This is a genomic window from Streptomyces sp. NPDC053432 (assembly GCF_055585365.1).
In genome coordinates this window covers 124,175-148,896 of sequence record NZ_JBVJKF010000020.1, presented here as the reverse complement: position 1 = coordinate 148,896, position 24,722 = coordinate 124,175, and the positions used below count along the sequence as shown (strand labels likewise).

The window sequence follows — 24,722 nt, the reverse complement described above, 5'->3', positions numbered from 1 at the left end:
CCGAGTACGCCCAGTACGAGGACCTTCGCCCGGCACGCCGAGAGCACGCACCGGACACCGCGGGCACCGCACAGGACTTCCGCAACACCCCCTAGCGGCGCACCGGCGGCGCACGGCGCTTGCGGAGCCGGACCGGCCAGTCGGGAAGTTGCCCACGAAATAGTTCGGCGAACGCCGAATAGTTGGGTGTAGTGTTGAGATATGAAGACCCCTTCGCGCGCCCTCGCGCCCGGCTTCCTCACCGTCGCGGCCGTATGCTGCACGGTTTTCGCCTGGGCGTCCGCCTTCGTCTCCATCCGCAGCGCCGGAGCCGCCTACTCGCCGGGGGCCCTGGCCCTCGGCAGGCTGCTCGCCGCCTCGCTGGTCCTCGCCGCTCTCGTCCTCGTGCGCCGCGAGGGCCTGCCGCCGCGCGGGGCCCGCCGGGGCATCCTGGTCTCCGGACTCGTCTGGTTCGCCGGCTACACGGTCGCGCTGAACTGGGGAGAACGCCTCGTCGACGCAGGTACCGCGTCCCTTCTCGTGAACACCGGTCCGATCCTGATGGCACTCCTCGCCGCGCGTCTGCTCGGTGAGGCCCTGCCGCCACGGCTGCTGACGGGCATGGCGGTCTCCTTCACCGGCGCCGTGATCGTCGGACTGTCGATGTCGTCCGGCGGCACCGGTTCGACCCCGGTGCTCGGGGTGGTGCTGTGCCTGATCGCAGCGGCGGCGTACGCGACGGGAGTCGTCGCGCAGAAGCCCGCGCTCTCCTTCGGGACGCCGCTGCAGGTCACCGCCTTCAGCTGCCTCACCGGGACCGTGGCCTGCCTGCCGTTCACCGGGCAACTCGTGGCCGAGGTCCAGAAGGCGCCGCTGTCGGCAACGCTGAACATGGTGTACCTGGGCGTGGTTCCGACCGCCCTCGCCTTCACCACCTGGACGTATGCCCTCGCACGGATGCCGGCCGGGAAGCTCGGTGCGACGACCTACGCCGTGCCGGCCATCGTCGTCCTGCTGAGCTGGGTACTCCTGGGCGAAGTGCCCGTCTGGCTCACCCTGGTGGGCGGTCTCCTCTGCCTCGCCGGAGTGGCCGTCTCCCGCTACCGCCCGCGCGCCCGGCAGACCTCCGAGGTCAGCGCGGAGGAGCCCGTCCCCGAAGCCGCCGACGCGCCGGGGCGGTAGCGTACAGCGACCCCCCACAGGTCCGGACACCCGCACCACTGCTCCTGACTCGGCGGTTTCCTGCGGGCCGTGCCGGTCCAGGCACAGGACGTGCCTGATTACCGTCGATCAGGGGAGGGCTGTCGGGGCCGGCAGGGCCTTCCGAAGTCATCCAGCTTCCATCGGCCCGCGTCGAGGTCGTCCGCGAGGCGTGTCAGATGTTCCAGCCAGCTGGTGGCGTGGACCTCCGGCTCTCCGCCGTCGTGGGAACAGACGATGAGCTGTCCGTGGTGGCCCAGGGGTCCGGGGGCGGTGTCGAGGCAGATCAGGTCGCCGCTCGAATTCGCCAGCAGTGGAAGCCAGCCGGGATGCCAGTCGGTGTTCTGGCTGACTTCGCTGTGACCCGGATCAGCGGGTATCTCGTACCCGTAGAGGCCCGCCATGTCCTCGCGATGTGCAAGAGCCTGGTCGAGGGAGAGCATGGTCCACCCCCCAATGGCATCCCGCGTTCCATCGTGGAGAAGCCAGCTCGCGGTTACGTCCGAAGTCAGTGGCGAGTCCAGTCGTTCCGCGCATACAGCAAGCTTCTGCTGGGTGGCGGGTGGCCGCGGGGTGCTGGACGAGTTGGGTGAATGGGCTGACAGCCACATCTCGATGCGTCTCCACTGGGTGGATATCGCGTCCATGCCGGTTCCTTCGCTGAACTGATGGCCCGTCGAGTACACGCGGGTGAGTGCGGTGCCGGCAGGCGGGGGCAGGGTCCGCGCGCATCGGCCGGGCAGGGCAAGCCCAGGATTACGGCATCGAAGCGAATCGGGGACCCGGATTGGCTGCGAAGCGGCGGATACTGCTCCGGCCGCTCTCCCGACCTGCGGATTTCGACACCGGTCCACGGGACGGCGAGCTCCCCTGGCGTGGGGGGATTCGGTCACCGCCGGTGACCGGCCCGGCTTCTTTGCGATGCGCGGCTACGCCCACTGGCTCCCGGGACTGCGGCGTTCGGATCACCGGCTTCAGTCACCGTGCCGCACGCCTACCGGTTTGACGGTTCTGGCGATGATCGCGGTTTCGGCCGAGGTGACGCCGAGGGGGCCGAGTACGTCGGTGGTGAAGGAGTACAGGGACGTCAGGTCCGGGCAGTAGACGGCCGCGATCAGGTTGGCGGGTCCGGTGGTGGCGGCGACCGCGTGGGTGTGGGGGTGCGCAGCCAGGGTCTGGCCGGCCTCCCGTAGCCGGGCGGGGGAGACCTGGAGCCAGAGCGCGGCGTCGATGTCCAGGCCGAGCAGCTGGGGGTCGATGACGACGTGAGTGCGCAGCATCCCGGCGTCGGTCAGTCGGCACAGCCGACGGCGGACGGTGCTTTCGGGGGTCCCGGTGCGCTGGGCCAGCATGGCGTGCGGGAGGCGGGCGTCCTCGCCCAGCAGGGAGAGCAGGCGCTCGTCGAGGGTGTCGGTCTGGCAGAGCTCGTCCCCTGCGGGCGCGGGGGTGAGAGCCGCGATCTGGTCGGGAGTCAGGACGTCGGTGCGCCACTGTGCCGCGTCGGCGAAGACGTGCAGGACGCTGTGGGCGGTGGTGGAGGTGATGGCTCCGGTGGCGGGGAGCTGGTGGTGGAGCAGCCGGTCGCGGGTCCGGGGGCCGCCGGTGAGGACGACGTTCAGCTCTTCGCCGCCCAGGACTATGTCCGCCGTGAGCACGTCCGGGCGCCTGGCGAACGATTCCGCGATGGTGTCGACCTTCCCGCGCAGGACCCGTACGCGCAGCACGGTGGCGCCCACCGCCTGAGCCGCTCTCGTGGTGCGGACCACGCGCAACACCGACGCCCTCTGCATGCGCTGGAGGCGGCGGCTGACGGTGCGCGGCGAGACCTCCAGGACCGTTGCGATACGGGCGATTTCCGCACGGCCGTCGACCTGTAGTGCCCCGACGACACGCCGGTCGAGCACGTCGAGTGTGATGCCGGAATCCGCAGTCTTGGCGTGCATGAAGTCCAGTATCCGCCATGGCTGGCTCCTCCAGCGCCGTCAGAGTCCATGTTCACGTACTTGTGGTGCCAGCCGGCGGCGCAAGGCCTCCGCCGGTACGACGGCGCCCGCTCGGGGCGTACTGATGGAGGAGCGCACGCATGAACGAGTACCAGGACCTGCTGCCCGAGGTAGTGAAGGCGGTTCGGGAGGTGGGTGCCTACGTGGCGGCGCGCCACACCGGCACCGCGGTCGGCGGGCCGGACGTCGACGGGGTGATCGCGGTGTTCCGGATGGTCGACGCGCCGGCCTCGGAACTGCTGCGCGAGCGGCTCGCAGCCCTTCGGCCGCAGGCGCGCTGGGCCCCGGACGAGATCGGTACGGCGGTGGCGGCGACCGGAGAGCAGTGGGTGTGCGACGCCCTCGACGGGGCGGTGCACTTCCTCCAGGGGCTTCCGTACTGGGGCGTGACGGTGACCTTGGTCGCCGAGGGCCGTCCCGTGCTGGCCGTGCTGGACGCACCGCACCTGGGCTTCCTCTACACGGCCGTCGAGGGCGGCGGCGCCCGTCTCAACGGGCGTCCGCTCAGGACGTCGGGCAAGGAGCTGTCGGCGGCACTGGCGTGCACGAGCCAGCCTCCCTACAACCGTGAACCGGAGAGGGCGGGCACTTCCCTGACCGCGATGCTGCGGCACACCCTCGCCGTCCGCAATCTCGGTCCGACCGCGCTGCAGGTCGCTCAGGTGGGATCCGGTCACGTGGACGTCTTCTGGGAGTACGGCGAGGACGCGAACAACCTCCTGCCCGGAGCGCTGATCGCCCGTGAGAGCGGAGCACTGGTCACCGACGCCGAGGGGGACGTCTGGACACCGGCTTCGGCGAGCTTCGTGGCCGCCCCTGCGACCCTGCACGCCGACGTACTGCGCGTACTCTCCGCCGTCCCGCGGCCCGACGCCGCGTGAGCCGCGGCGCCGCGGTGGAACTCCGCCGCATCCCCGTCAACGGCATCGAACTGAACGTGGCCACAGCCGGCGACGGCCCGGCCGTCCTGCTGCTGCACGGGTTCCCGCACACCTGGCAGTTGTGGACCGACGTACTGCCCGCTCTCAGCGGCCACCACCGTGTCATCGCCCCTGACATGCGGGGGTTCGGGGCCAGCAGCCGGGCGGCGCACGGCTATGACGCCGCGACCCTCGCAGCCGACGCCGAAGCCCTCCTGGAGGCGCTCGGCGAAAGGTCCGCGTCCGTGGTGGGCATCGACGCCGGCGCTCCACCCGCCTTCCTGATGGCCATGCGCCGCCCCGCTTCGGTGCGGCGGCTGGTCCTCATGGAATCCCTGCTCGGAACTCTGCCGGGCGCCGAGGGCTTCCTGTCGGCAGGAGCGCCGTGGTGGTTCGGCTTCCACCAGGTACCCGGCCTCGCGGAGACCGTACTGAGCGGTCACGAGGCCGAGTACATCGACTGGTTCCTGGACACCGGCACCCTGGGACAGGGAGTGCGCCCCCACATCCGGGACGCATTCGTCGATGCCTACACCGGCGACGACGCCCTGCGCTGCGCCTTCTCCTACTACCGCGAACTTGCCGCCAGCGCCGGCCAGATCCGCCGGGCCACCGCCCACGGACGGCTCACCGTGCCCACCATGGCGATCGGTGCCCACCCGGTGGGGGATGCCCTTGCCGGTCAACTGAGACCCATCGCCGACGACCTGGTCAGCCACCTCATCGAGGACTGCGGCCACATCATCCCGCTGCACCGCCCCGGCACCCTCCTCGAGCTCTTGACTCCGTTCCTCGCAGTGTGAGTGAGGCACGAACACGAGTTCTCGGGTTCACCGTGCCGGAATCATCCCAGCCCCCAAGTGAGGAGTCTGCTCATGTCCACCACCGCTGGACCCCTTCCCGACGGGTCCCCTCCCCCGGCCGACGAGCTGACCGTGCACGACCTGGCCGGCATCAACCTGCGGCTCCACCACGTGACCCTGCTCGGCGGCAGGGCACTGGCGGCCTTCGCACCGCTGACCGGAGATCTGGCGCCGCGTGCGGCCCTGGTCCGCGCGGCGTACGCGCTGATCGAGCAGAGCGGACTGCTGCACGAGCGCCTGCTGGAGATGCGCATGCACCCCGAAAGGCTGGGAGCGCCGGGCCCGGACGCCGTGAACGTTGCCAACGACCTGGTCGCCCGGCGCGACCCTGTCCGGGCGTTGGCCTTCGCCGGCGCCCTGCTGGACCTGGTCGGCCGCCAGCTGACCGGGCTGCGTGACGGCTGCCGCGCCGAGCACACCTTCCACGACCGGCGCCTGTACGAGGTGTGCCTGCACCTGCTGGCCGACGCCGGCCGGTCGTACGAGCCCCACTCCGACGACCCTGAAGGGCCCGGCCGTGCGGTCGTCCCCGACGCGGCCGCCCGCCGGGCGGCGGAAAAGTTCCTGGCAGCCGAAGTGGACATGACGGACTCGTCCACCCCCACCGGCACACCGTACCTGCGAGTGCCGCCCTGTCCGACGCGGCGGTACCCCGGTTGGGCGCGCTTCACGGATGCCCGGTACGTCGCATTCGAAGATCCTGCAGCCGGAGACGATGCCAGAGCGGTGGTCCTGCACGCGCTGCGCAGAGGCATCGCCACAGAATTCATCTCGACGGACGTACCCATGCGCAACCTCGCCGAGTTCGCCGGTCTCCCCTTGCAGTTCTACAAGGACATGGCCCGGCACGCCCACGACGAGCTGCGCCACACCCACCTGCTGCTCGACCACCTGACCGCCATGGGGGAGGACTACCGACAGGTGGTCTTCCGCACACCCGACACCTACAGCGCGATGGCCGGCCAGGACCTGGACTACCGCCTGATCGTCCTGTCGCGCACCGGTGAAGACGCCGCGATCGAGGCCCTCGCCGGGGCGATCCCCCTGCTGCGTTCCACTGGCTACGCCGACGTGGCCGTCATGTTCGATCACGTCCTCGCGGATGAACTGCGTCACGTCGCCTACGCGAACCGGTGGCTGCGGCACCTGCACGGCGACGACCTCGCGGTGGAAGCGGCCACCACCCGCGCCCTGGAACGGCTCAACGAACTCGTGACCGAGCGGGGCCTGGGCCACTACATGCGCCGCGAACCCGACCACAACACCCGCCGGGGCCGGGGCGAGCCCGACCTGGAACTACGCGAGCTCGCCGGCTTCAGTGACCACGACCTCGCCCGTATGAAGGCCGCACGCCCCGGGAACGCGGCATGAGCGCCCCGCCGGCCACCGACGCAAGTGCCGCACGGCCCGAGGACCACGCCGCGGCCGATCAGCCAGCCAAGACCGCCTTCCGCAACCATCTGCTGCCCATGACCGTGGCCAACGCGCTGCACGTGCCGTACTACCGGCACATCTGGACCGGCCACGACACCCACGCCGTCACCCGCGTGGAAGACCTCCCTCTCCTGCCCACCGTGGACAAGCAGGCCCTCCTGCTCCACCCCCACGCCCAGCGGCTGCACCCCGACCGGACGGCCTCCGTCATCACCCACACCACGGGGACCACGGGCAGCCCGTTCCTGCGGGCCCGCAGCGCGCAGGAGATCACCGCCTTCACCGATCACCTCTCCGTACTGCGAGAAGCCGAGGAGCAGCGAACCGGGCTCCCCGCCCGCCCTGCCGTCACCTTCTCCGCGGTGCCCACCACCGTCCACGGCTCCTTCGCGCCCACCGGAATCCGACTGCACGTGGACGTGTTCACGGAGGCCGGCCTGGACAAGTCCATCGACCTGCTGCAGCGTGCCGACCTGGCCCCCGGCGGACACGAACGCCACCTCGTCGGTTCGCCGGGCGCACTCCTGCTCCTCACCCGCGCCCTGCACCGGCGCGGAGTCGCCTCGGAGTCGCTGCACATCGACCGGATGGTCAACCTCACCGATCTCCTGCTACCGGGCCAGCAGGCGCTGCTCCGACGCGCCTGGCCGCAGACACCCCTGGTCAACCGCTTCAGCCTCTCCGAGGTCACCTGCGGTGCCACCGAGTGCCACCTGTGCGGCGCGTTCCACTTCGATCCGGTCACGGTGCCGGAGGTCCTGCGCCTCGACTCCGCGGAACCGGTCCTCACGGGGCTGGGCGAACTCACGGCGACCGAGCTGTACCCCTTCTCGCAGCTGCAGCCCATGATCCGTTACCGCACCGGCGACCTGGTGGAACGCGTCGACAGTCCCTGCGACCCCGGCGAAGTCAGCGTCCGGCTGGTCGGCCGCCGCGGCTCCACGCCTCTGACCACCGCTGGCGGCCGTACCGTCGCCGTGATCTCTCCGGCAGCCCTTGGCGCACGGGCAGAACGCCTGCCCGGCATCGCGCGTCTCCCGCTGGGCCGCCCCGGCTCACCAGGTGCCGATCTGCACCAGGGCCGCCCCATGGTCGGCGTCGCACTGCGGCAGGGCACCGCCACCGCCGTCCACCTCGACGTGAAGGTCGTGCCGGCATTCGACCGGCACCTGTTCCCCCACCATGCCGACGAGTTGGCCACCGCGCTGCGGGCCCTGGCCGAGGAGCTGATCGACCCGCTGATCATCCGCAGGGAACTGCGAGTGTGCGTGCGGCTGTTGACCGCCGCCGAGTTCACTGTCGAGGAGGGCCGGTGACCGGCCATGGCGCCACTGGCACACGACACCGCGGAACGCCGGCCATCGAGGTGGAGGGCTTGCACCGCTCGTTCGGTGCACGGGCCGACAGACGCAGCGTCCTGGACGACGTCAGCTTCCAGGTTCCGCCCGGTCAGGTCCTCGGAGTCCTCGGCGCGAACGGCGCCGGCAAGACCACCCTCATCAAGATTCTCGCCACGCTCCTGGCCCCGACACGAGGGACGGCCCGAGTCGCGGGCGCCGACGTCGTCACCGGGCCCAGGACCGTCCGCAGCCGCACCGCCGTAGTCCTCGGCGGTGACCGCGGCCTCTACCCGCGCCTCACGGCCCACGACAACCTGCTGTTCTTCGGCATGCTCAGCGGAATCAACCGCCGCGCGCTCAGTGCGCGCAGCACCGCACTGCTGGCTCACATGGGCCTCGATCACGTCGCCGGCCGCCGGGTGGAGACCTTCTCGAAAGGCATGCGCCAGCGACTCCACCTCGCCGTTGGGCTTGTCGCCGAGCCCGACGTCCTCCTCCTCGACGAACCCACGATCGGGCTGGACCCGGAAGAGGCCGGCCGCCTGCGCCAGACGGTCCGAGACCTGGCACAGGCGGGCACGACGGTCCTGCTGACCAGCCACTACCTCCTCGACATCGACCGTATGACCGACCGTGTCCTGATGCTCAGGAACGGCCATATCACCCACGACCTGGTCACCGCCCGCTTCCGGAACCTGGCAGGACACGTGGCAACCGCCACGGCCCGGGGAAACGGACCGCTCCCCTCGCTGCCCGCTGCCCTGTCCACGGCCCGCACCCGCATGGACGCCGCAGGCTGGACGATCGACATGCCGCTGCCCAGCTGGGACCCACGCGTGCTCGCCGACGTTGCCGGCGCCTTCGCCCGCACGGGTCCGCACACCTTCGACATCAGGCCCGTGGCCTTGGACGACGTCTTCTCGATGGTGGCCCGGTGACCGCCCTCGTCGTGGCCAGAACGGCGCTCCTGCACATGCGCGAGGTCCGCAGCAGCCCCTCCCTGGCCATCATCGGACTCGTCCAGCCCGCAGCCGTCCAGACCGTCCTGCTGACCGCGGGACACCCCCAGGACAACGAGCGCGCCACCATCCTTGTGGCCGGAACCGTCCTGCTCTCCCTGTGGTCCGCCACGGTCTGGTCCGCAGGGATGCTGCTCCGCCGGGAGATCCGCTTCGGCACCCTCCCCCTGCTCCTGGCCCGGCCCACCGACCTGCGGCTGGTCGTGGTCGGCAAGGCACTCGGCGCCGGCGCCACCGCCCTGGCCCTGTCCCTTCTCGTCTCCGCCGTCGTCCCCGCAACCCTCGGCTACCGCCTGCACTTTGCCCAGCCGGCTCTCCTGCTGCCCGTCGCCGTTCTGGCACTCGCATCCGCGACGGCCGTCGGCGTCCTGCTCGCAGGTCTCTTCGTCACCAGCCGCTCCGCAGGGCGCACAGCCGAAGCACTTCTGTTTCCGGTCTTCCTCCTCAGTGGAGCCCTGCTCCCGGTCGACTCCTGGCCCCCATGGCTGCAGTGGCCCTCCGCCGTACTCGACCTGCGCTGGCTGCGCGACCTCACCCTCGCCGCCGCCACCGGTACCACCGCGCTGATGCCCGCCGTCGTCCTGCCGCTCTGCGTCATGGCCCAGTACGCGGCCGGCCACGCACTGTTCGCCCGACTGCTCCGCAAGGCCGTCAAGGAGGACACCCTTGACCTCCGCTGACCTCTCCGCCGCACGTGACGCGACCCAACCCCGGCTCAGCGAAAGGCTGTGGCCCTACACCCTCACCGCCCGCCTCGCAGGTGTCGACTACCTCACCACCGCCACCCCCCGCACCCTGCTGCTCAGCGTCCTGCCCCGAGCAGTACTGCAGACCGCCTTCTACGCCCTGCTGGGACGCCTGGCCGCGGGCGAAGACGGCCTCACCCACGCCCTCACCGGCGCCCTCGCCTTCCTTGCAGTGGGGCCCCTCGTCGTCCGGCTACCCGACATCGCCACCGAGGAGCGGCCCTACGGCACCCTCGGCAAACTCCTCACCGCCCAGCCGCCGGCCGCCGCCTTGATGGCAGCCCGGCTGTGGCCCTTCCTCACCGAGGCGCTCGCCGTCTGGACCGCCGCCACGCTCACCGTGCCGGCCCTCCTCGGACATCCCGAGCAGAGTGCCCGGCAGCTCAGTGCGCTGCCCGCGTTCGTCGTCCTCATGCTCGCCACCACTTCCATGGGCCTCCTCGTCACGAGCACATGTCTGGGGCGCCGTTCGGAGATCGCGGTCAGCAACACCCTGGCCTACGCCACCCTCGCACTCGGCGGCGTGCTGTCGACGGCCGACCGGCTCGGCCCGGCGGCCCTCATCTCCGATCTCCTTCCCTTCACCCCCGCCCTCGAGCTCTACCGGACCCAGACCCTGGGCCACTGGGATCACACGCTCGTCCTCAAAGCCGTTGCCCTGAGCGTCGTCTGGACGGCGGGCGCCTGGCTGACCGCCCGCACACTGACCCGGCGCAGTCTCCGCCACGGCCACCACGACCTCACCTGACCTGCGGAGCGGCAACCGCCGCACCGCACGACCAGAAGCAGAAAGGAGAAAACAGAATGGATCTTCGTGCCCTGACACTGAAGCTGGCCGCCGACGTCCGCCGTCTGGACAGCGTGCAACTCCACGAGTACATCTGACCCGCCGCACGGTGCGGGGGCGCCGACAGCGCCCTCGCACCTGCCCAAACCCGCGCCTGCGGGCCGCGCCATGACCCGCCCGGAGGCCCCAGGCCCGTCGCCGGCGCACCCCCGCACGAGATCGGACGGACATGACCGCGACACCCCCCACCAGAGCCGCCGCCGAGCCCCGTCCCACCCTCGCCGGCCTCGTGGGCGACAGCGATGACTTCCTCACCACGACCTGGCGCAAACGAGCCCGCACCTTCACCACCGGCTCGGCATGGAACCAGACCCTCACCGTCGCCGACATCGACCGGACCCTCGCCTGCGGCACCCTGGCCGAGCCCTACCTCGAACTGGTCGAGGGCGGGCGCCACGTGCCCGCCATCCGCTACCACACCGCACGAACCGTCGGCCCCACCACCGTCCACCCGGCGGCAGATCCTCACAAAATCGCGCAAGAGGTCCAACGGGGAGCCACGCTCCTCCTGCGCAACGTCGAACACTGGCACGCTCCCGTCGCCGACCTCGTCCGCACGCTGCGGACCGAGCTCAGCCGCAAGGTCGAGGCCGTCTTCTTCCTCGGCCCGCCCGACCACCAGGCACTGCCCGCCCACCGGGACGACGCCGATGTCTTCGTCCTCCACGTCCAGGGCGCCAAGAGGTGGACGGTCCACACTCCGCCCGCGGACGGCAACTGGGCACCGGGCCCCGAGCCCGCACCCGGGGAGCTCGACCTGGAAACCACACTCGGGCCCGGCACCGTCCTGTACGTGCCCCGCGGCGCCGCCCACTGTGCCGTTGGAGTGGGGGCTCGGCTTTCCGGTCACCTTTCCCTGACCGTCCGCGAGATCGGGACGGATCACCTGCGGCAGACCCTGAACCGCCATCTGGCAGCCGGCACCGACCTCCCGCCCCGTCCAGCCGACGAGGAGAGCATGCACCGGGCCGCGGACTTGCTGCTGCAGCACCACCGGGACAAGCTCGCGAAGCTCACCGCAGCCGACCTGCTTGCCGCCGCGCGCGCCGACATGCTCCGTCTGCCTCAACCACCCCCGGCGCTGGCATCGCGCTGAAGCGGCCTTGCGTACGCGCTCCGAGGGCGGTGGCGCCGCTTTGATGGTCGCTGACTTCAGCAGCCGCCGGCGGATGGGGGAGCGGCGCCGAGGGCGAGGGTGGCCGGTGCCGCGCCGCAGCAGCCGCCACTCTGCTCCTGCTCGGTGGTATCGGGCCGGTCGAAGAGGCCGGCGCCGCCGCAGACGCCGGTTTCGGGGAGGGTGAGTTCGACGCGCTGGGCGGCTTCGTGGTCGCCGGCGAGGTGGGCGGCGATGGAGCGCACCTGCTCGTAGCCGGTCATGGCCAGGAAGGTCGGGGCGCGGCCGTACGACTTCATGCCGACGAGGTACACGTCCTTCTCCGGGTGGGAGAGCTCGTTCACGCCGTGGGGGTAGACGGTCCCGCAGGAGTGCTGGTTCGGGTCGATCAGCGGAGCGAGCTCCACCGGCGCCTGCAGGCGCTCGTCGAGACCGAGACGCAGCTCTTCAAGGAAGGACAGGTTCGGGCGGAAGCCGGTCAGCACGATCGCCTCGTCCACGGCGTCCAGGCGGCGTCCGTCCTCCCCGACCAGTACCAGGCGGCCGTCGCCGTCCCGCTCGAAGGCGTCGGTGCGGAAGCCGGTGACCGCGTCGGCGTAGCCGCCGTCCACCGCGGCCTTCGCGGCCAGGCCGAGGGCGCCGCGGGCGGGCAGCTGGTCGGCCGCGCCACCGCCGAAGGTGGACCCGGAGATCTCGCGGCGCAGGATCCACGTCGCGTGCGTTCCGGCCCCGTCGTCCGTCTTGGCGAGGTCGGCGAGGTAGGCGAGCGCGGTGAAGGCGGAGGCGCCGGAGCCGATGACGGCGGTGCGCCTGCCCGCGTACCGGGCCCGGACTGCGGGATCCTCGAGGTCCGGGACGCGGTAGGTGATCCGGTCGGCGGCCGCCTTCTCACCGAGGGCCGCCAGGCCGCCGGCTCCGGCGGGGCTCGGGGTCGACCACGTGCCGGAGGCATCGATGACGGCGCGGGCGAAGAGGCGCTCCTCGCGGCCCTCGCCGGTCTCGGTGTGGACAACGAAGGGCTGCGCGTCGCGGTCGGCGTCGACGATCCGGTCCCGGCCCGCCCGGGAGACGCCGGTGACGCGGGTGCCCAAGCGGACGCGGTCGCCGAGGACGTCAGCGAGGGGCTGCAGGTACTGCTCGGCCCAGTCGCCGCCGGTGGGGTAGGTGGCCGGATCGGGCTTCACCCAGCCGGTCGGCGCGAGGAGCTTCTCGGCGGCCGGGTCGACGACTTCGCCCCAGGTGGAGAACAGGCGCACGTGCGACCACTCCCGGGTCGCGGCCCCGGCGTGCGGGCCGGCCTCGAGGACGAGGAAGTCCAGGCCGCGCTCGTCGAGGTGGGCGGCGGCGGCCAGGCCGGCGGGGCCGGCCCCGATCACGACGACGGGCAGCTCTGTGGTGGTCTCACCCATGACGACTCCCTCTTGTTTCGATGTTTGTCTATGACCTATGTGATCAGCATGGCAGCTGTATCGACAGTCGTCAACATAGACGCTTATCTAATCCTTGTTGGGGGTGGCGGCGACCCAACCCTGTTCTCGACGGCCCGGTTCGGAGCGCTACCTGACCTCTCCTTCTGCGGGAAGAAGTCGCCGGTCACCTGGACCACTGCGCCGCCCGGCTGGACGTCCAAATCCGCACCGGCAGCCGCGCGGCCGAGGTCGTGGCCGGGGAAGATCGCTTCCGGATCGCCCGGGAGGGCGGCGCCGACCTCACGGCCGAGGCCTTAGTGGTCGCGTCGGGGAGCTTCGGCGACCCCCGCGGGCCGGCACTGTCGGACCTGGAGTCCTCCGCCGGCCGCGTCCTGCGCGTCGCCGATCACCGCACCCCCGAAGTGTTCGACGGGCAGCGGGTCGTGGTGGTTCGGGGTGCGCAGCTCCGCGGTTCGGGTCGCCGCAGGCCCCGCCGGGCCGCCGCCCCGCCGCCTCGCCGCGCACCTGGCCCGGACTCGCCGGTGAGCCCGGCCTACCCGACTGATTCGACATGTGTCAACATAGACGTATGTCGAATGTGAAGGTTCTGCCGCTGCTGGAGCCCGACGCCGTCGCGTGCTGCCCGCCGCTCAACGAGCGCCCCATGTCCGCGGACGAGGCCGAGGTCGCGGCCAAGATGTTCAAGGCTCTGGGCGACCCGGTCCGCCTGCGCCTGTTCTCCGCCGTGGCCTCCCACGAGGGCGGAGAGGCGTGCGTGTGCGACATCTCCGACGTCGGCGTCTCCCAGCCGACCGTCTCCCACCACCTCAAGAAGCTCAAGGAGGCCGGACTGCTGTCCTCCGAGCGCCGCGGAACGTGGGTGTACTACCGGGTGGAGCCTTCCGTTCTCGCAGCCATGGGTGCACTCCTGGCCGGCGCCGCGAAGGCGACGACGTGAGCCAGGTGCGGATCGACGCGCTGCTGACCGAGCACGCCGACCAGGTCCTGGCGATCTACCAGGCCGGGATCGACGAGGGCAACGCCACCTTCGAGACGCGGGCGCCGGAGTGGGCGGCGTTCGACAAGGCGAAGCTGCCCGGCCACCGGTTCGTCGCCCTCGATGACGACGGGCGGGTGCTGGGGTGGGTGGCGGCCAGTGCGGTCTCGGACCGGTGCGCGTACGCGGGCGTGGTCGAGCACTCCGTCTACGTCCACCCCGACGCCCGCGGCCGGGGCATCGCCCGCGCACTCCTCGACGCCCTGATCACCTCCACCGAGGCCGCGGGGATCTGGACCATCCAGTCCGGGATCTTCCCCGAGAACACCGCCAGCCTCACCCTCCACCAGCGCGCCGGCTTCCGCGTCATCGGCACCCGCGAACGCATCGGCCGCCACCATGGCACGTGGCGGGACGTGATCCTGCTGGAGCGCCGCAGCCCGCTCGTGCAGTGAACGACGCAGCGGACGGCTCCCCGTCTTCGACAGCGGCCGCGTCCGCCGTCGCGCGTCCCACGTCTCGCGGTGGACGCGCAGGTCGTCCGCCACGAACAGGGCCCTGTTGCGTTCCTCGACCATCCCGTCCGGCAGCTGGCGCAGTTGTCGGACGGTGCCCTCGGCCCGGTTCATGGCCTTGGTGGCCGCCTTCTGGATCCGGACGGCTTCGCGGTCGTCCGACTTCGGTGTGATCGTGCGGGCCCTGACCTGAGCCATCGCGCCACGACCGCCGGCCGGCAGCGGGCAGTCGCCCCGCTCTCGCGCGGTCATGGCGATCGGTGTGTTCCCGGCGGCTGCGGCACTTGGGCGTCGGCTACTGCCGGCCTGACGCTGGTGTCGGCCCTGTCAGGTTCGCTTGAGGTGGTACAGGTTGGGAGCGTCCGGGTCCCCGGCAAGGTAGTAGGGCTGAAGCCCTTCCTTGGTCCGCTCCATGCCGAACTCCCACGTGTACTGACCAATCGGAGTGTGCGGCGCGGTCGTCCATTTGTCGATGTCCCTGGGGGGACGCTGGATTTGCCCCGTCACGTTAGTGATGGAGATCTGGACCGCAGGGGCACCGCCGATCGTCTCTCCGCTGGCTCCCTTGATCAGTTGCCAGGTTCCGATACCAGACAGGCCCCAGCCTTCGTCGAAGTCCCAGTCCTCGCCGCCAAGATTCCTCACTTCGGCTCGGCCACCCCTCTCCAGGGTCACCTTGGCGCCATCGGGTCCCGTCCAGTCCCCAGCGAGTTCTCCGGCCGAAGCGTCATGAACGGTCGGCAGCCTGGGGTAGAAGAGCGTCCCGCAGCCGCTGGTGACCAGGATGACAAGAGCCAATATCGGGCCGCCGGACACCCAGCGTCTTCCGTACCTGCGATTCCCCATCATGCCCCCAACTTAATGCTGACCCAGCAAAAATGAACACGTTCAAGATAGTTCCGGGGTTGGGTATCGGCCTCGGGGCCACACTCGGGCTGCGGAGAGCCGGTCGTCGAAGGTGATGTCGAAGGCGTTCAGCGCGGTCTTCCAGCGCGTGGTCCAGCGGGCCTGCCCCTTGGCCGTGGGGTCGAGTGACATGATCGCCATGTGGACGCATTCCAGGGCGGCGGTCTCGTTCGGGAAGGCCCGCGGGCCTTGACCGCCCGCCGGATGATTTACAGTCCCGTTCCCGCAGGAGGGCACAGCCCACCTTGGCGTGAGGGAGCCAGCCGACCTCGCCGCCGTCGGTGCCGTGCGCGACACCTGCGCCCGGGCCAGCGGGGCCGGGCCGTCTCCGTCGCATACCGCCGCGGCCAGGGCGGGGCTCCGTTGGAGCGCTGATTCGTCCGTTGGGCCGCAACCACCCGACCCGTGGGCGTAGCGTGGGCCCCTTGACGAATGAGGGGGGCGTGGATGGCGGCGGTGCAGGGGCCGGACTGGCTGAGGGGTCTGATGGCGGTGGGTCTGCTGCTGTTCATCGGCGGCTGGTTCCTCGCCTGGCCGCTGGGTGTGGTGGGCTTCCTGATGCTGGTGTTCGTAGGCGTCTCCTCAGCCGGCGAGCGCCGGGCGAGCGGCGAGGCGCCGGAGACGCTGCTGCGGCCGGGCGGCCGGCCGTGGCGTCGCAGCCAGGAGTAGGGCTTCCTGGAAGCGCGGTTCGGGCCGCCGCACCCGGGGGTTTGCCTCGGATGTCATTGGGGAGCCGGCCGGGATGCCTGCGACGTCCTTCACCCTGATCAGCGAGGTATGGGCGGCCCAGCCGACGACACCGGCCACAACTGACACAGATGAGGGCACAGGCATCTGAGATGAACGAGCTTGTCGCTGGGCCTGGCTCCTCCGGCAGGGAGCCGTCCGTGGTGAGGCAGCGCCTGCACGTCGTCCTGGATGCGGAGCGGGTGGTGGACGACCTGCGCCGCTACTTCGGGATCGGCCTGCCCCCGGGTGTCGGCGCGTTCACGGGGGGCCGGTTCGAGCACCTGGCAGGCGGGGGTGACCGTCGGCAGGTCGCGGACCGGTTCACCGCAGACGATCTGGTGGCGGTCCAGACCCTGTCGGTAACCGTCCCCTCGCCCGTCGCCCTCGACCTGCTGGAAGGCCCGCTGGGCACCCAACTGTCGGAACTCCTGCGAGACATCCCTTCCGGCACCGATCTGTCCGAGGCCGATGCTTCAGTCGTCGCGGACGGCTCGCCAGCGTACCGGGCCTGGTGTTTGTTGAGGAACCAGCACAAGATTGGATGGGTGATCGCCGGGAAGCTCTTAGCCCGTAAGCGGCCGCGGCTGCTACCGGTCTACGACCGGGTCGTGCGCTGTGCGCTCGGCCACCCGCCGTCGTTCTGGGCCGATCTGCGCACAGCCCTGCGCGAGGACGACGCGGCCTTGCACCACCGGCTCCTTGGCCTGCGGCAGCGTGCGGGCCTGCCCGAGACGATCAGTGCTCTACGGGTCGCCGATGTCGCGGTATGGATGGCACACCCCGCCCCGGGCCACCGCTGCCCCTGAGGACCCGCTGCACGGACGGTCAAGCGCTGACGCTGATGTCGACGAACACACCCGTCGTCGAGGAGCACCAGAGCCCGGTCACTCCAGCACTCCGAGTGCGGTGTCGGGGCGGCAGTGGATGGACGCGGGAATGCCCTGGGTTCAGGAGTTGCCGGATTGGCTCCGGGGTGGCGGGGGCGCAGCGTTTGCCGGTGGCCCAGCAGTGTCCGGCGTACAGGCGGACCGGGGGTCGGCCGGTGCCGATGCCGCGCTCGATCAGCCATGCGGGCGGTTCCTTGGGCGGCAGCCGGGAAGCGGCGATGGCCTCGCGCTCCTCGGCGGCGGCAAGGGCCGCCTCCGTGCGGCTGGGTTCGCCGCGCGGGTAGGTCACCAGGGTCCGTAGCAGAGGTGGGTCGCGTGGCGGTACGGACACCGGTGCACTTCCCGTATTTGGCCTGCCACGCCGCCGTGCATGTTGGGCACGTCGGCGACGCGCCCGGCGAGCCGTATGTGCACGTTCAGAGGGGCAGATCGCGCAGGGCCTGGTCTGGCTGGGCGGCCAGGTGACGGGCTGGGGGTCTGGCGGGGGTTTCGGGGGTGGTGGTGGCGCACTCCTGGCGAGCGGAAGGCGTCACTCCTGTTAGATCGGCATGTTCGCATTCGGAAGCGAGTCTGACGCGGGCTGTCCCGTCCCGGTTGTGGTGAGTGAGCGTTGTAGTTGGCCCTGATGGGTGGTGTGACTGCGGGCCCAGAATCTTGCTGGTCAGCATCGGATCCGTAGGGGATGCTGCACGCGTGATCGAGCGAGAGACCGCGGTTCGTATCGTCGAGGAAGAGCTGGACCGTGAGAATCAGAAGTGGGCGGCTCGGGGCATGGCCTCGGTGCCCACAACAGTGCTGCACGTAGAGGAACATGAGCTGGTCTGGAAGGTCTACTGGCAGTCCGAGGAATACGCGCGCACCCGGAATCCCGCCGCGATGTTGGCTGGTCACGGCCCCTACCTGGTGGACCGCCTCGACGGAGGGCTGCACCAGATTGGAGTGGTCTCCGAGATCGAGGGAGCCTGGGAGGCTGACTACCGCGTTCGCATTCGGGGGCTCGCCGTCCGCACCCCTGTGGACGATCTACACGACGAGATACGCGAAGCTGCCGCCGTGCGTGGGCGCATGCAAGCGGTACGCATCCTGCGCCGGCGACTGCCGATGCTGTCTCCGTCGCAGGCTCTTGAGTACGTGAGTGCGTTGCTGCAGGCCGATGCCCCGGCCCACCTTGTGGCTGTCGCCGTTGAACAACTCATTGAACCCGTGAACCCGGTGCTCGCCGTGCAGACCGTCCGCCAGGGAAAGCTCGGCTAGTGCATCTGGCTCACGACGGTTGACTTCTCCGTTGGGAAGCCACTGAGCGTTCAAGTTGGCCGGAGCCGCGCACAGCGGGCCGAGCCGTGCGCTCGGCCGTACGCGCGACCGGGAATGGGGGTGCCCGCTCCTGACCTGCGCAGGCAGGATGGCTCTGTGTCGACCGACGTCAGCGGAATGATCGAATGCCGTCCAGGAGCTCGCCTATGGGGGCCCGACGGCGATGACTCCGTATGGGAGGTCGGCATCGTTCTCTTCCTCCTCAACAGGGGCAACGCCTACGACGGCCTGGCCTGCCGCTTCGGAGTCCGAAACTCCTTCGGCTTTCGTCCCCTGGCGGAAGGACGTGGCTTCCCGGACGACGTCTCGGATGGGCTGCGAGGTACCTGCCGCCGATCGCCCCGGGCGCGGTCACCGACGTCGTCCCCACCGCGGGTGACTCGGGTCTGCTCGCCACGTGGAACCCGCCCGCAGACAGTGGCGCGAACAGCGAGATCACATATGTGGCGAAGGCCGAGAAGAGCGACGGCACGGTGGTCGGCACCTCCAGGCCCCCATGTCTCTCTCCCACATCGTGATCTGGCTGTGGGCATCCTGGCAGGGGCCACCATCGAACGAGACCCGGACGTGGCATACGACCCCTGGTCACCAAGCCTCACGAGATGCTTGATGCGGTCCGCTTCCATCCGCGACAACCGGCTCTCGAAGCAAGGTAGGCAGCCAACGCGGCAGCCCCGAAAGGCAGTAGCGGATAAAGAGCTGCCGTCCCCCACGACGTGAGACCCCTATCCACCACCACAAGGGTTCCCCACGGCGTCTTCGCGGCGGGCACTACCTCCCCTTGCTTGCCGTCATAACGCACGATCACGGTCTCCGTGCTCACGTCACCCACGAGCTGACCGGAGCACTCGACGTAGCTTTTCCCTCGGCCTCCGCCTGCGCGCTGGCACTGCGAAAGACGAACCCGTACTTCATCTCCGACCAGTTCCAGCCGCACGAGCCCTCCAAGCCCGGCCCACACCGTTATCCCACAAACAGCACGGTAATTAAGGTCCAGGCCGCGGCTGCTATGCCCCACCCCTTAGACGTCATGGAGTCAGCATGACGCACCAGAATCAGGAGCACGTACTACCACTGGGGACATACACCTGTAAGCAACTGGGGAGAGAAGTGGCTCTGACCACGAAAATACGGTGTACCCGTGCAGGTCAGGTAGCCGTGATGGGGTCGAAGCGGATGGTCAGGCCGAGGCTGTTGGCTTCCTTGGTCATGCGGCGCATGGCGCCTGCGGGGTCGCGTTTGGTGAAGTAGTCGGCGCCGAGTTCGCGGTAGGGGTGGTGGTCGTTCAGAACGTTCCAGATGGCTATTGCGATCTTGGGCATGACGGCAACCAGAGCCTGTTTGCCGCCTCGGCGGGCCGAGACGCGACGGAAGAACACCGACAGGTAGGAGGCCTTGTTGCGGATCGCGGCCATTGCGGCGACTCCAAGCAGGCATTTGAGGTTGCTGTTGCCGTGCCGGGTCCGCCCGGACCTAGCGGCTGCTGGGTCATGTCCCCGCCGCTGCAGCAACACTGGGACGAGGGACAGCACAGCGCGAGATCCTGCACGAAGAACTGCAGACCAAGGGCTACCTCGGCCACTACCAGCGCGTGAACATGGCGGTCGCACCCCTCAGGCGAGGCCTGCCCCCGGACGAGCCTTACGAGCGGCCGCCCTCTCCACGCGAAGCCGCCCGATGGGTAACCACCCACCCGCACCGTCGCAGCTCGCACATCAACGACCGCCTGCCCTGCCTTCTCGACCGCTGCCCTGAGCTGAGGACCGCCCACGACCTGGCCCGCCGGTTCGCCTCCATGCTCGACAACCGCGATGCGACATGCCTGCCAGAGTGGCTGGACGACCTCGCGAACACCGGACTCGCACCGCTGACCGGCCTTGCCAGAGCCCTGCGTGAAGACCGAGGTGCCGTCGCCCGGGGCATCACCACCCCTTACAACTTCGAGGTCAACGAAGGTCGCATCACTGACTCAAGCTCCAGAAACGCATCATGGCCGACCGTGTCGGCGTCCGTCTCCTCAGACACCGCGTCGTCCTGATCGCCCACCTCCGACGACCCTACGTTGACCGGCCGACCATCTCGCCGAGATGATCTCCGCCTACGAAAATCTTGCCACAGCCATGAACCTGCTCAGCCACGTACGAATGAACGTGCCCATTGCCTGACGTGGTGAGGGTTGCTGCCGGGCAGCCTGCTGCTGGCCTATTTGGGGCGGTGGAGCGCGGCTGATTGTGCTGTTGGATCCGCTATTGGTGGACGGAACTTCGACGCTTTCGTGGGCTGCTCGAGGCCGGGGACTATGAGCCTGTCGGAGATCGCAAGAGAGGCAGGGCTCACCCGCTGCGCGGTCCGCCAGTAGCCGTCCTCCAGAGCCCCGGCTGCACCACCCCGGAGGGCAGGGACTGGCCGCAGCGGCGGCCGCCGATGGATGCCATGTTGCGTTCCGGCATGCTGATCAAAGGCGGCTGGGGTCACGAGCGGCTCGTGGCGGAGTATGGCTTCACCGGCACCTGACAACCGGCCGCCGGAGAGCGCTCGCTCGCCGGAGCTGAGACCGGGCCGGCCCGGGACGTCTACCAGCAGGACCTGGTAGCCGGTGGTGACGAGGGGCGTGGCCAGCGGCAGGGATGCGGCGGCGTTGAAGTCGGTGCCCGGCGCGAACACGACGGTCGTAGCGCCGTCTCCGGCGAGGACCACGTGGGTCTGTGCGCCGTAGGCGGTCACCGTCGTGCGTTCGTGCGGTACCGCCCATGCGTCGAGCTGGTCGAGGCACCAGCGCCGGATGAGCTATGTGCCCGTCGTGCTGCGGTAGATCGAGTCAACCGGTCCCCGCCGGGCGCCGTCTGGGCGTCCAGGGCGACGTACTCGATGCTCAGGCGGCGCAGGTGGTAGTCGGCGGCGAGCCCGGCCTGGCCGCCGGCGATCACCACCACGTCCGTGCGCTGGGTCACCGGGGCGTAGGGTCCCCGGCGCTCTGGTCCTGCTTGGTGCCGGCGAAGATCAGGGCGACCAGGCCCAGTCCGGCGACGGCACCGAGCAGCTGCATGGCGATGAAGCCCGCGACCGAGGAGGGGGCGATTCCGGCGAAGGTGTCGGTGAACGCGCGGCCGATCGTGACGGCGGGGTTGGCGAAGGAGGTGGAGGAGGTGAACCAGTACGCGGCGCCGATGTAGGAGGCGACCGCGACGGGGGCGAACCGCAGCCGGTCGGTGCGGGCGAGACCGAAGATCAGCAGGACCAGGCCCGCGGTGGCCACCACTTCGCCCAGCAGCAGGTTGCCCGCCGACCTCTCGTGCGTGGACCACTTCACCAGCGGCTGCCCGAACATCGCGTCCGCCAGGATGGCGCCCGCGATCGCGCCGGTGATCTGGGCGGGGATGTAGGCGGCGAGCTCGCGGCCGGTTACGCCCGGGCCGCCGCGGCGGGCGGTCCACCACTCGGCGAGGCTGACCGCGGGGTTGAAGTGGGCGCCGGAGACCGGGCCGAGGAGCACGATCAGGACGCCGAGGCCGAAGACGGTGGCGGTGGAGTTGGCCAGCAGCTGCAGTGCGACGTCGTCGGTCAGCTCGGTGGCCTGGATGCCGGAGCCGACCACGATCGCGACCAGAGCGGCGGTCCCGACCAGCTCGGCGGCCACGCGGGCGAGGAGCGGCTTGCGCGGAGGGGTTGCCCCCGGTGCGGGCTGCGGCGCCGCAGCGGCGGTTATGGCGTCGCTCATGGCGGGTTCGGCGGCGGGTTCAGTGGCGGTCAAGGGGCAGTTCTCCTCGGGCAGGCGCGGTAGCCGCGGCAGGACGCGAAAGGTCAGGGACAGGACCGCTTGCGGTTCGCCTCGGCGGTGGCACGCGCGGCCCGGGCCAGGCCGGCGAACTGGCCGGCGAGCGCCTCCAGGACGTCCGGGCGCAGGCGATAGTAGATGAACCTCCCACACGGCTCCGTGTCCACGACCCCGGCTTCGCGCAGCACCTTCATGTGGTTGGACAGGTTCGTCTGCTTCGCACCGGTCTCCTCCACGAGGTGGGTGGTGCACAGCGTCTCCTGCGCGAGGAGAGTCACGATCTTGAGCCGGAGCGGGTCGGCCAGCACCCGGAACAGTTCAGTGTCGACTGACGTCAGCATGCGCTGATACTGTCACATCATCCGAGGCTGATACCAGCCTGGGCTGAACTGTCCGGCCGATGCGCGGCTCGCTCCTCCCTGCGTGCCGACGGTCGCCCGCTCCCGAAGGAAGAGAGCCGATGTCCGCCACCCCGCTCGCGTCCGTGCTGTTCGTCTGCATCCACAACGCCGGCCGCTCCCAGATGGCCGCGGGCTTCCTGCGCCACCTCGCCGGCGACCGCGTCGAGGTCCGCTCCGCCGGATCGATGCCCGGCGAGCGGATCAACCCCTCCGCCGTCGCCGCGATGGCCGAACTGGGCATCGACATCGCCGACCAGACCCCCAAGGTCCTCACCCCTGAAGCCGCCCAGGCCTCCGACTACATCATCACCATGGGCTGCGGCGACGCATGCCCTTACTTCCCCGGCAAGACGTACCTCGACTGGCAGCTCGAAGACCCCGCCGGCCAGGGTGTCGAAGCCGTTCGCCCCATCCGCGACGAGATCAAGGGCCTCATCGAGGGCCTGATCGCCGAAGTTGACGCCAAGTCGAAGGCCTGAGGCACACCAAGCCCCTGAGGCGGGGCGTGGACCGCCCGCCGCCAGGATGCGGCGGACCGTGCTGGGAGGCGCCGGTGGCGGGCTGTCCGCGCTGGTTCAGGGCGAGGGTCCGCTCCCGGTTCGCCTCCCGCCACGCTTCAGCGGCCCGCCCGGCTGGGGGCTCCGGCGGCGGAGAGGTGGTTGGGTGTACGACCAGCCTCGAGCGAGTTCGCCCCAGCCCGCCCTGACACGCCCCGACCGCCTCGCCCGCATCCTGCGCCGGCCTCAGCCCGCCGCCTGCCCCGGCCGACCGCGCGCTGAGATGCGTCAGGGGCGGGGCCGTGCCGCGAGTCCCGGCTCTGGCGGCGTCAGGTCGGCGCCCGGGCCGATCGGAGCGGTGTTCAGTCCTCGTAGTAGTCGGTGAGGACGCAGCCCTTGACCAGGGCGGGTTCTTTGCGGAAACCGCTGGGCGGGTTGAACTTCGGGTGGCAGTTGAGCATGAGCAGGCCGGCTTCGGGCCGGAGCAGGGCGCTCATCGCGTCCGAGCTCTCGGATCCCATGGCGAAGTCCTGGCCGACGACGATGCCTTGGTTCGGGTTCCCGCCGCTCTTGGCGTCGGTCTCGGCCTTGAAAGCGGTCTGGAAGGCCTTGGGATCCTTGATCAGGACGATGGTGGTGACGCTGCGCCTGCCGCAGTATCCAATCTCGGTCACGGAGAAGGCAGGACCGAACTTGGTGTCCGGACCCTCGCTCGGCCCGCCGTTCTTCGGCTTGGGGCTGACGGGGTCGCAGGGGGTGTAGCCGTTGATGAAGCGGGCCGCCGCTGCCATGGTGCCGGCCTTGGGCAGCTTCTGGAACGCGGTTCCGTCCTTCGGCGCACTGCCGTTGACCCCACCGTTCTTCGTCGGATTTTCCAGGGTGCCCTCGTGGGGCCCGCCGTCGGTGCCGGTGCCCGACTCGGCCCCGGAGCCCATGCCGCCGACGGTCCCGTCGCCTCCCCCGCATGCGGTGACGGTGAGCAGAGCGGTGACGGCTGCGGCCGACGCGATGAGTGACTTGATGCGCATGTGTGTGTTGTCCCCGTGTGAATGACCTTGAACGACGGCGACCCTATGCCGCTGGTCATGTACGCGGCAAACGGACGGGTGGCGGAGCGCGGGCTCACGCACCCCGGCCCTTCGGGTCGCACTGTGCAGAAAGGCCTCCCAGCGGTGACCGAGGGGTTTGCCCGTGGGGAGACGAGCGCGGATAGTGCCTGACGGCCCGCATGTGGGGGTCGACGGGCCGTGGTCGGCGCGGTTGCCTGTGCCCACGAGCGCCGCCCGCCCCGCGACGAGGCCGCCGTCCTGCGCCTGGACTGGCATGGCGCCCCCTGGCCGACCCCTGATCCTGTCGGGCCGGGGAAGATCGTGGTCCGAGCCGAGTTGTGCAGGGAGTCCCCTCTTTCGGCGTCCCCTTGCGACCCGGAGCTTGACCCGTTACCGCCGGTTACCTCCTGCGTCCCAAAATCTGTGACGGCCAGAGTAGACATTGGTTGGCGGCGAGGGTATGGTTTCTCTCGTAGCCCAGAGAGAACGAAGGGCCCGGTAGAGATGAACTGCCGGGCAGCAGTACCCGCAGTTGCAGGACGGTTCGGTGGTGGAGTGTCGAAGCCGGAGTGGTGACAAGCGTCAAGGCGACGGGACTGGCCTTCGGACCGGGTGGCCCGCAGTCATCAGGGGCCGCCGTACCGCCGCATGCAGTTGATGCGGTTGCGGTTGCAGTACCCAGCAGTGAAGTCAGTGAGCAGCATCCTCGGTGAAGGCGTCGGCTGCGGGCGCGCGCACCGGGAAGTCCGGCAGTGGGGTTCCAAGCCAGAGCAGGTGC

Annotated in this window: 25 protein-coding genes and 2 pseudogenes; 16 read left to right on the top strand and 11 right to left on the bottom strand. The window is 70.1% G+C overall.

Going from position 1 to position 24,722, the window contains the following annotated elements; genetic code table 11:
- Positions 1-201 precede the first annotated feature (201 nt).
- Positions 202-1,161, top strand: coding sequence for a DMT family transporter (locus ACZ6Y1_RS28555; protein ID WP_469635971.1), 960 nt, complete (start codon positions 202-204; stop codon positions 1,159-1,161).
- Between the two features lie 98 nt (positions 1,162-1,259).
- On the opposite strand, the gene ACZ6Y1_RS28550 is transcribed toward ACZ6Y1_RS28555, so the two are convergent.
- Together ACZ6Y1_RS28550 and ACZ6Y1_RS28545 are read right to left on the bottom strand one after the other, a co-directional pair.
- On the bottom strand, positions 1,260-1,790 hold the full coding sequence (locus tag ACZ6Y1_RS28550; protein ID WP_469635981.1) for an SMI1/KNR4 family protein: 531 nt from the start codon (positions 1,788-1,790) through the stop codon (positions 1,260-1,262).
- Positions 1,791-2,153: 363 nt separating this feature from the next.
- Entirely contained in the window at positions 2,154-3,122 is a 969-nt protein-coding gene (locus tag ACZ6Y1_RS28545) for an Lrp/AsnC family transcriptional regulator (protein WP_469635968.1), read from the bottom strand.
- A gap of 140 nt (positions 3,123-3,262) precedes the next feature.
- Here ACZ6Y1_RS28545 and ACZ6Y1_RS28540 point away from each other — a divergent pair, with 140 nt between their 5' ends.
- The 8 genes from ACZ6Y1_RS28540 (at position 3,263) to ACZ6Y1_RS28505 (ending at position 11,447) form a co-directional block, all read left to right on the top strand.
- On the top strand, positions 3,263-4,063 hold the full coding sequence (locus ACZ6Y1_RS28540) for an inositol monophosphatase family protein (protein WP_469635965.1): 801 nt from the start codon (positions 3,263-3,265) through the stop codon (positions 4,061-4,063).
- Complete coding sequence (locus ACZ6Y1_RS28535) at positions 4,060-4,905, top strand: alpha/beta fold hydrolase (protein ID WP_469635962.1); 846 nt, start codon at positions 4,060-4,062, stop codon at positions 4,903-4,905. Before ACZ6Y1_RS28540 ends, ACZ6Y1_RS28535 begins: the two co-directional genes overlap by 4 nt.
- A gap of 72 nt (positions 4,906-4,977) precedes the next feature.
- Positions 4,978-6,336 carry a DUF455 family protein gene (locus ACZ6Y1_RS28530; RefSeq protein WP_469635960.1) on the top strand — a complete coding sequence of 453 codons (1,359 nt, stop codon included), beginning with the start codon at positions 4,978-4,980 and terminating at the stop codon, positions 6,334-6,336.
- On the top strand, positions 6,333-7,715 hold the full coding sequence (locus tag ACZ6Y1_RS28525; RefSeq protein WP_469635958.1) for a phenylacetate--CoA ligase family protein: 1,383 nt from the start codon (positions 6,333-6,335) through the stop codon (positions 7,713-7,715). Before ACZ6Y1_RS28530 ends, ACZ6Y1_RS28525 begins: the two co-directional genes overlap by 4 nt.
- 59 nt (positions 7,716-7,774) lie before the next feature.
- Entirely contained in the window at positions 7,775-8,677 is a 903-nt protein-coding gene (locus ACZ6Y1_RS28520) for an ABC transporter ATP-binding protein (RefSeq protein ID WP_469635956.1), read from the top strand.
- The gene (locus tag ACZ6Y1_RS28515; RefSeq protein WP_469635954.1) at positions 8,674-9,438 is read left to right on the top strand and encodes an ABC transporter permease; all 765 of its coding nucleotides are present in this window, start codon (positions 8,674-8,676) and stop codon (positions 9,436-9,438) included. The genes ACZ6Y1_RS28520 and ACZ6Y1_RS28515 overlap by 4 nt, the downstream gene beginning before the upstream one ends.
- The gene (locus tag ACZ6Y1_RS28510) at positions 9,425-10,252 is read left to right on the top strand and encodes an ABC transporter permease (protein ID WP_469635950.1); all 828 of its coding nucleotides are present in this window, start codon (positions 9,425-9,427) and stop codon (positions 10,250-10,252) included. The genes ACZ6Y1_RS28515 and ACZ6Y1_RS28510 overlap by 14 nt, the downstream gene beginning before the upstream one ends.
- Before the next feature lie 268 nt (positions 10,253-10,520).
- A complete protein-coding gene (locus tag ACZ6Y1_RS28505) occupies positions 10,521-11,447 on the top strand; it encodes a JmjC domain-containing protein (protein WP_469635947.1) in 927 nt (308 codons plus the stop codon).
- Between the two features lie 56 nt (positions 11,448-11,503).
- On the opposite strand, the gene ACZ6Y1_RS28500 is transcribed toward ACZ6Y1_RS28505, so the two are convergent.
- Complete coding sequence (locus ACZ6Y1_RS28500) at positions 11,504-12,874, bottom strand: FAD-dependent oxidoreductase (protein ID WP_469635944.1); 1,371 nt, start codon at positions 12,872-12,874, stop codon at positions 11,504-11,506.
- Between the two features lie 589 nt (positions 12,875-13,463).
- Here ACZ6Y1_RS28500 and ACZ6Y1_RS28495 point away from each other — a divergent pair.
- The gene (locus ACZ6Y1_RS28495; RefSeq protein ID WP_469635940.1) at positions 13,464-13,832 is read left to right on the top strand and encodes an ArsR/SmtB family transcription factor; all 369 of its coding nucleotides are present in this window, start codon (positions 13,464-13,466) and stop codon (positions 13,830-13,832) included.
- The gene (locus ACZ6Y1_RS28490) at positions 13,829-14,326 is read left to right on the top strand and encodes a GNAT family N-acetyltransferase (protein WP_469635937.1); all 498 of its coding nucleotides are present in this window, start codon (positions 13,829-13,831) and stop codon (positions 14,324-14,326) included. The genes ACZ6Y1_RS28495 and ACZ6Y1_RS28490 overlap by 4 nt, the downstream gene beginning before the upstream one ends.
- 387 nt (positions 14,327-14,713) lie before the next feature.
- On the opposite strand, the gene ACZ6Y1_RS28485 is transcribed toward ACZ6Y1_RS28490, so the two are convergent.
- Positions 14,714-15,235, bottom strand: coding sequence for a hypothetical protein (locus ACZ6Y1_RS28485; RefSeq protein WP_469635934.1), 522 nt, complete (start codon positions 15,233-15,235; stop codon positions 14,714-14,716).
- Between the two features lie 39 nt (positions 15,236-15,274).
- A pseudogene (locus ACZ6Y1_RS28480) lies at positions 15,275-15,498 on the bottom strand (hypothetical protein); the annotation flags it as partial.
- A 241-nt stretch (positions 15,499-15,739) separates the two neighbouring features.
- On the opposite strand from ACZ6Y1_RS28480, the gene ACZ6Y1_RS28475 reads away from it, so the two are divergent.
- Positions 15,740-15,961, top strand: a complete 222-nt coding sequence (locus tag ACZ6Y1_RS28475; RefSeq protein ID WP_469635931.1) for a hypothetical protein — start codon at positions 15,740-15,742, stop codon at positions 15,959-15,961.
- A 221-nt stretch (positions 15,962-16,182) separates the two neighbouring features.
- Entirely contained in the window at positions 16,183-16,827 is a 645-nt protein-coding gene (locus tag ACZ6Y1_RS28470) for a DUF6308 family protein (protein ID WP_469635928.1), read from the top strand.
- A gap of 19 nt (positions 16,828-16,846) precedes the next feature.
- Here ACZ6Y1_RS28470 and ACZ6Y1_RS28465 read toward each other — a convergent pair whose 3' ends face one another.
- The gene (locus tag ACZ6Y1_RS28465) at positions 16,847-17,197 is read right to left on the bottom strand and encodes a DUF6233 domain-containing protein (RefSeq protein WP_469635925.1); all 351 of its coding nucleotides are present in this window, start codon (positions 17,195-17,197) and stop codon (positions 16,847-16,849) included.
- 404 nt (positions 17,198-17,601) lie between these two features.
- Here ACZ6Y1_RS28465 and ACZ6Y1_RS28460 point away from each other — a divergent pair, with 404 nt between their 5' ends.
- Positions 17,602-18,162: a YrhB domain-containing protein gene (locus ACZ6Y1_RS28460; RefSeq protein ID WP_469635922.1), complete on the top strand. Its 561-nt coding sequence runs from the start codon at positions 17,602-17,604 to the stop codon at positions 18,160-18,162.
- A gap of 1,208 nt (positions 18,163-19,370) precedes the next feature.
- Here the strand turns inward: ACZ6Y1_RS28460 and ACZ6Y1_RS28455 are convergent.
- Positions 19,371-19,637 carry a hypothetical protein gene (locus tag ACZ6Y1_RS28455; RefSeq protein ID WP_469635919.1) on the bottom strand — a complete coding sequence of 89 codons (267 nt, stop codon included), beginning with the start codon at positions 19,635-19,637 and terminating at the stop codon, positions 19,371-19,373.
- A gap of 176 nt (positions 19,638-19,813) precedes the next feature.
- Here ACZ6Y1_RS28455 and ACZ6Y1_RS28450 point away from each other — a divergent pair, with 176 nt between their 5' ends.
- Positions 19,814-20,260: a hypothetical protein gene (locus ACZ6Y1_RS28450; protein ID WP_469635916.1), complete on the top strand. Its 447-nt coding sequence runs from the start codon at positions 19,814-19,816 to the stop codon at positions 20,258-20,260.
- A 790-nt stretch (positions 20,261-21,050) separates the two neighbouring features.
- Here ACZ6Y1_RS28450 and ACZ6Y1_RS28445 read toward each other — a convergent pair.
- The 3 genes and pseudogenes from ACZ6Y1_RS28445 to ACZ6Y1_RS28435 form a co-directional block, all read right to left on the bottom strand.
- Positions 21,051-21,173, bottom strand: a pseudogene (locus tag ACZ6Y1_RS28445) (pyridine nucleotide-disulfide oxidoreductase); the annotation flags it as partial.
- Positions 21,170-21,973 (bottom strand): aquaporin, encoded by an 804-nt coding sequence (locus ACZ6Y1_RS28440; RefSeq protein WP_469635913.1) that lies wholly within the window; start codon positions 21,971-21,973, stop codon positions 21,170-21,172. The pseudogene ACZ6Y1_RS28445 and the gene ACZ6Y1_RS28440, both read right to left, overlap by 4 nt.
- 50 nt (positions 21,974-22,023) lie before the next feature.
- Positions 22,024-22,338 (bottom strand): ArsR/SmtB family transcription factor, encoded by a 315-nt coding sequence (locus ACZ6Y1_RS28435; protein WP_469635908.1) that lies wholly within the window; start codon positions 22,336-22,338, stop codon positions 22,024-22,026.
- Positions 22,339-22,457: 119 nt separating this feature from the next.
- Here ACZ6Y1_RS28435 and ACZ6Y1_RS28430 point away from each other — a divergent pair, with 119 nt between their 5' ends.
- Positions 22,458-22,877 (top strand): arsenate reductase ArsC, encoded by a 420-nt coding sequence (locus ACZ6Y1_RS28430; RefSeq protein ID WP_469635905.1) that lies wholly within the window; start codon positions 22,458-22,460, stop codon positions 22,875-22,877.
- 380 nt (positions 22,878-23,257) lie between these two features.
- On the opposite strand, the gene ACZ6Y1_RS28425 is transcribed toward ACZ6Y1_RS28430, so the two are convergent.
- Entirely contained in the window at positions 23,258-23,923 is a 666-nt protein-coding gene (locus tag ACZ6Y1_RS28425; RefSeq protein ID WP_469635901.1) for a hypothetical protein, read from the bottom strand.
- Positions 23,924-24,722: the final 799 nt, after the last annotated feature.

Excerpts from the sequence above, each read along its gene's own strand:
- ACZ6Y1_RS28545 (WP_469635968.1), bottom strand. The coding sequence starts at position 3,122 with ATGCACGCCAAGACTGCGGATTCCGGCATCACACTCGACGTGCTCGAC.
- ACZ6Y1_RS28525 (WP_469635958.1), top strand. The coding sequence starts at position 6,333 with ATGAGCGCCCCGCCGGCCACCGACGCAAGTGCCGCACGGCCCGAGGAC.
- ACZ6Y1_RS28530 (WP_469635960.1), top strand. The coding sequence starts at position 4,978 with ATGTCCACCACCGCTGGACCCCTTCCCGACGGGTCCCCTCCCCCGGCC.
- ACZ6Y1_RS28425 (WP_469635901.1), bottom strand. The coding sequence starts at position 23,923 with ATGCGCATCAAGTCACTCATCGCGTCGGCCGCAGCCGTCACCGCTCTG.
- ACZ6Y1_RS28550 (WP_469635981.1), bottom strand. The coding sequence starts at position 1,790 with ATGTGGCTGTCAGCCCATTCACCCAACTCGTCCAGCACCCCGCGGCCA.
- ACZ6Y1_RS28455 (WP_469635919.1), bottom strand. The coding sequence starts at position 19,637 with ATGGCCGCGATCCGCAACAAGGCCTCCTACCTGTCGGTGTTCTTCCGT.
- ACZ6Y1_RS28555 (WP_469635971.1), top strand. The coding sequence starts at position 202 with ATGAAGACCCCTTCGCGCGCCCTCGCGCCCGGCTTCCTCACCGTCGCG.
- ACZ6Y1_RS28485 (WP_469635934.1), bottom strand. The coding sequence starts at position 15,235 with ATGATGGGGAATCGCAGGTACGGAAGACGCTGGGTGTCCGGCGGCCCG.
- ACZ6Y1_RS28495 (WP_469635940.1), top strand. The coding sequence starts at position 13,464 with ATGTCGAATGTGAAGGTTCTGCCGCTGCTGGAGCCCGACGCCGTCGCG.
- ACZ6Y1_RS28435 (WP_469635908.1), bottom strand. The coding sequence starts at position 22,338 with ATGCTGACGTCAGTCGACACTGAACTGTTCCGGGTGCTGGCCGACCCG.
- ACZ6Y1_RS28430 (WP_469635905.1), top strand. The coding sequence starts at position 22,458 with ATGTCCGCCACCCCGCTCGCGTCCGTGCTGTTCGTCTGCATCCACAAC.
- ACZ6Y1_RS28500 (WP_469635944.1), bottom strand. The coding sequence starts at position 12,874 with ATGGGTGAGACCACCACAGAGCTGCCCGTCGTCGTGATCGGGGCCGGC.
- ACZ6Y1_RS28475 (WP_469635931.1), top strand. The coding sequence starts at position 15,740 with ATGGCGGCGGTGCAGGGGCCGGACTGGCTGAGGGGTCTGATGGCGGTG.
- ACZ6Y1_RS28540 (WP_469635965.1), top strand. The coding sequence starts at position 3,263 with ATGAACGAGTACCAGGACCTGCTGCCCGAGGTAGTGAAGGCGGTTCGG.
- ACZ6Y1_RS28505 (WP_469635947.1), top strand. The coding sequence starts at position 10,521 with ATGACCGCGACACCCCCCACCAGAGCCGCCGCCGAGCCCCGTCCCACC.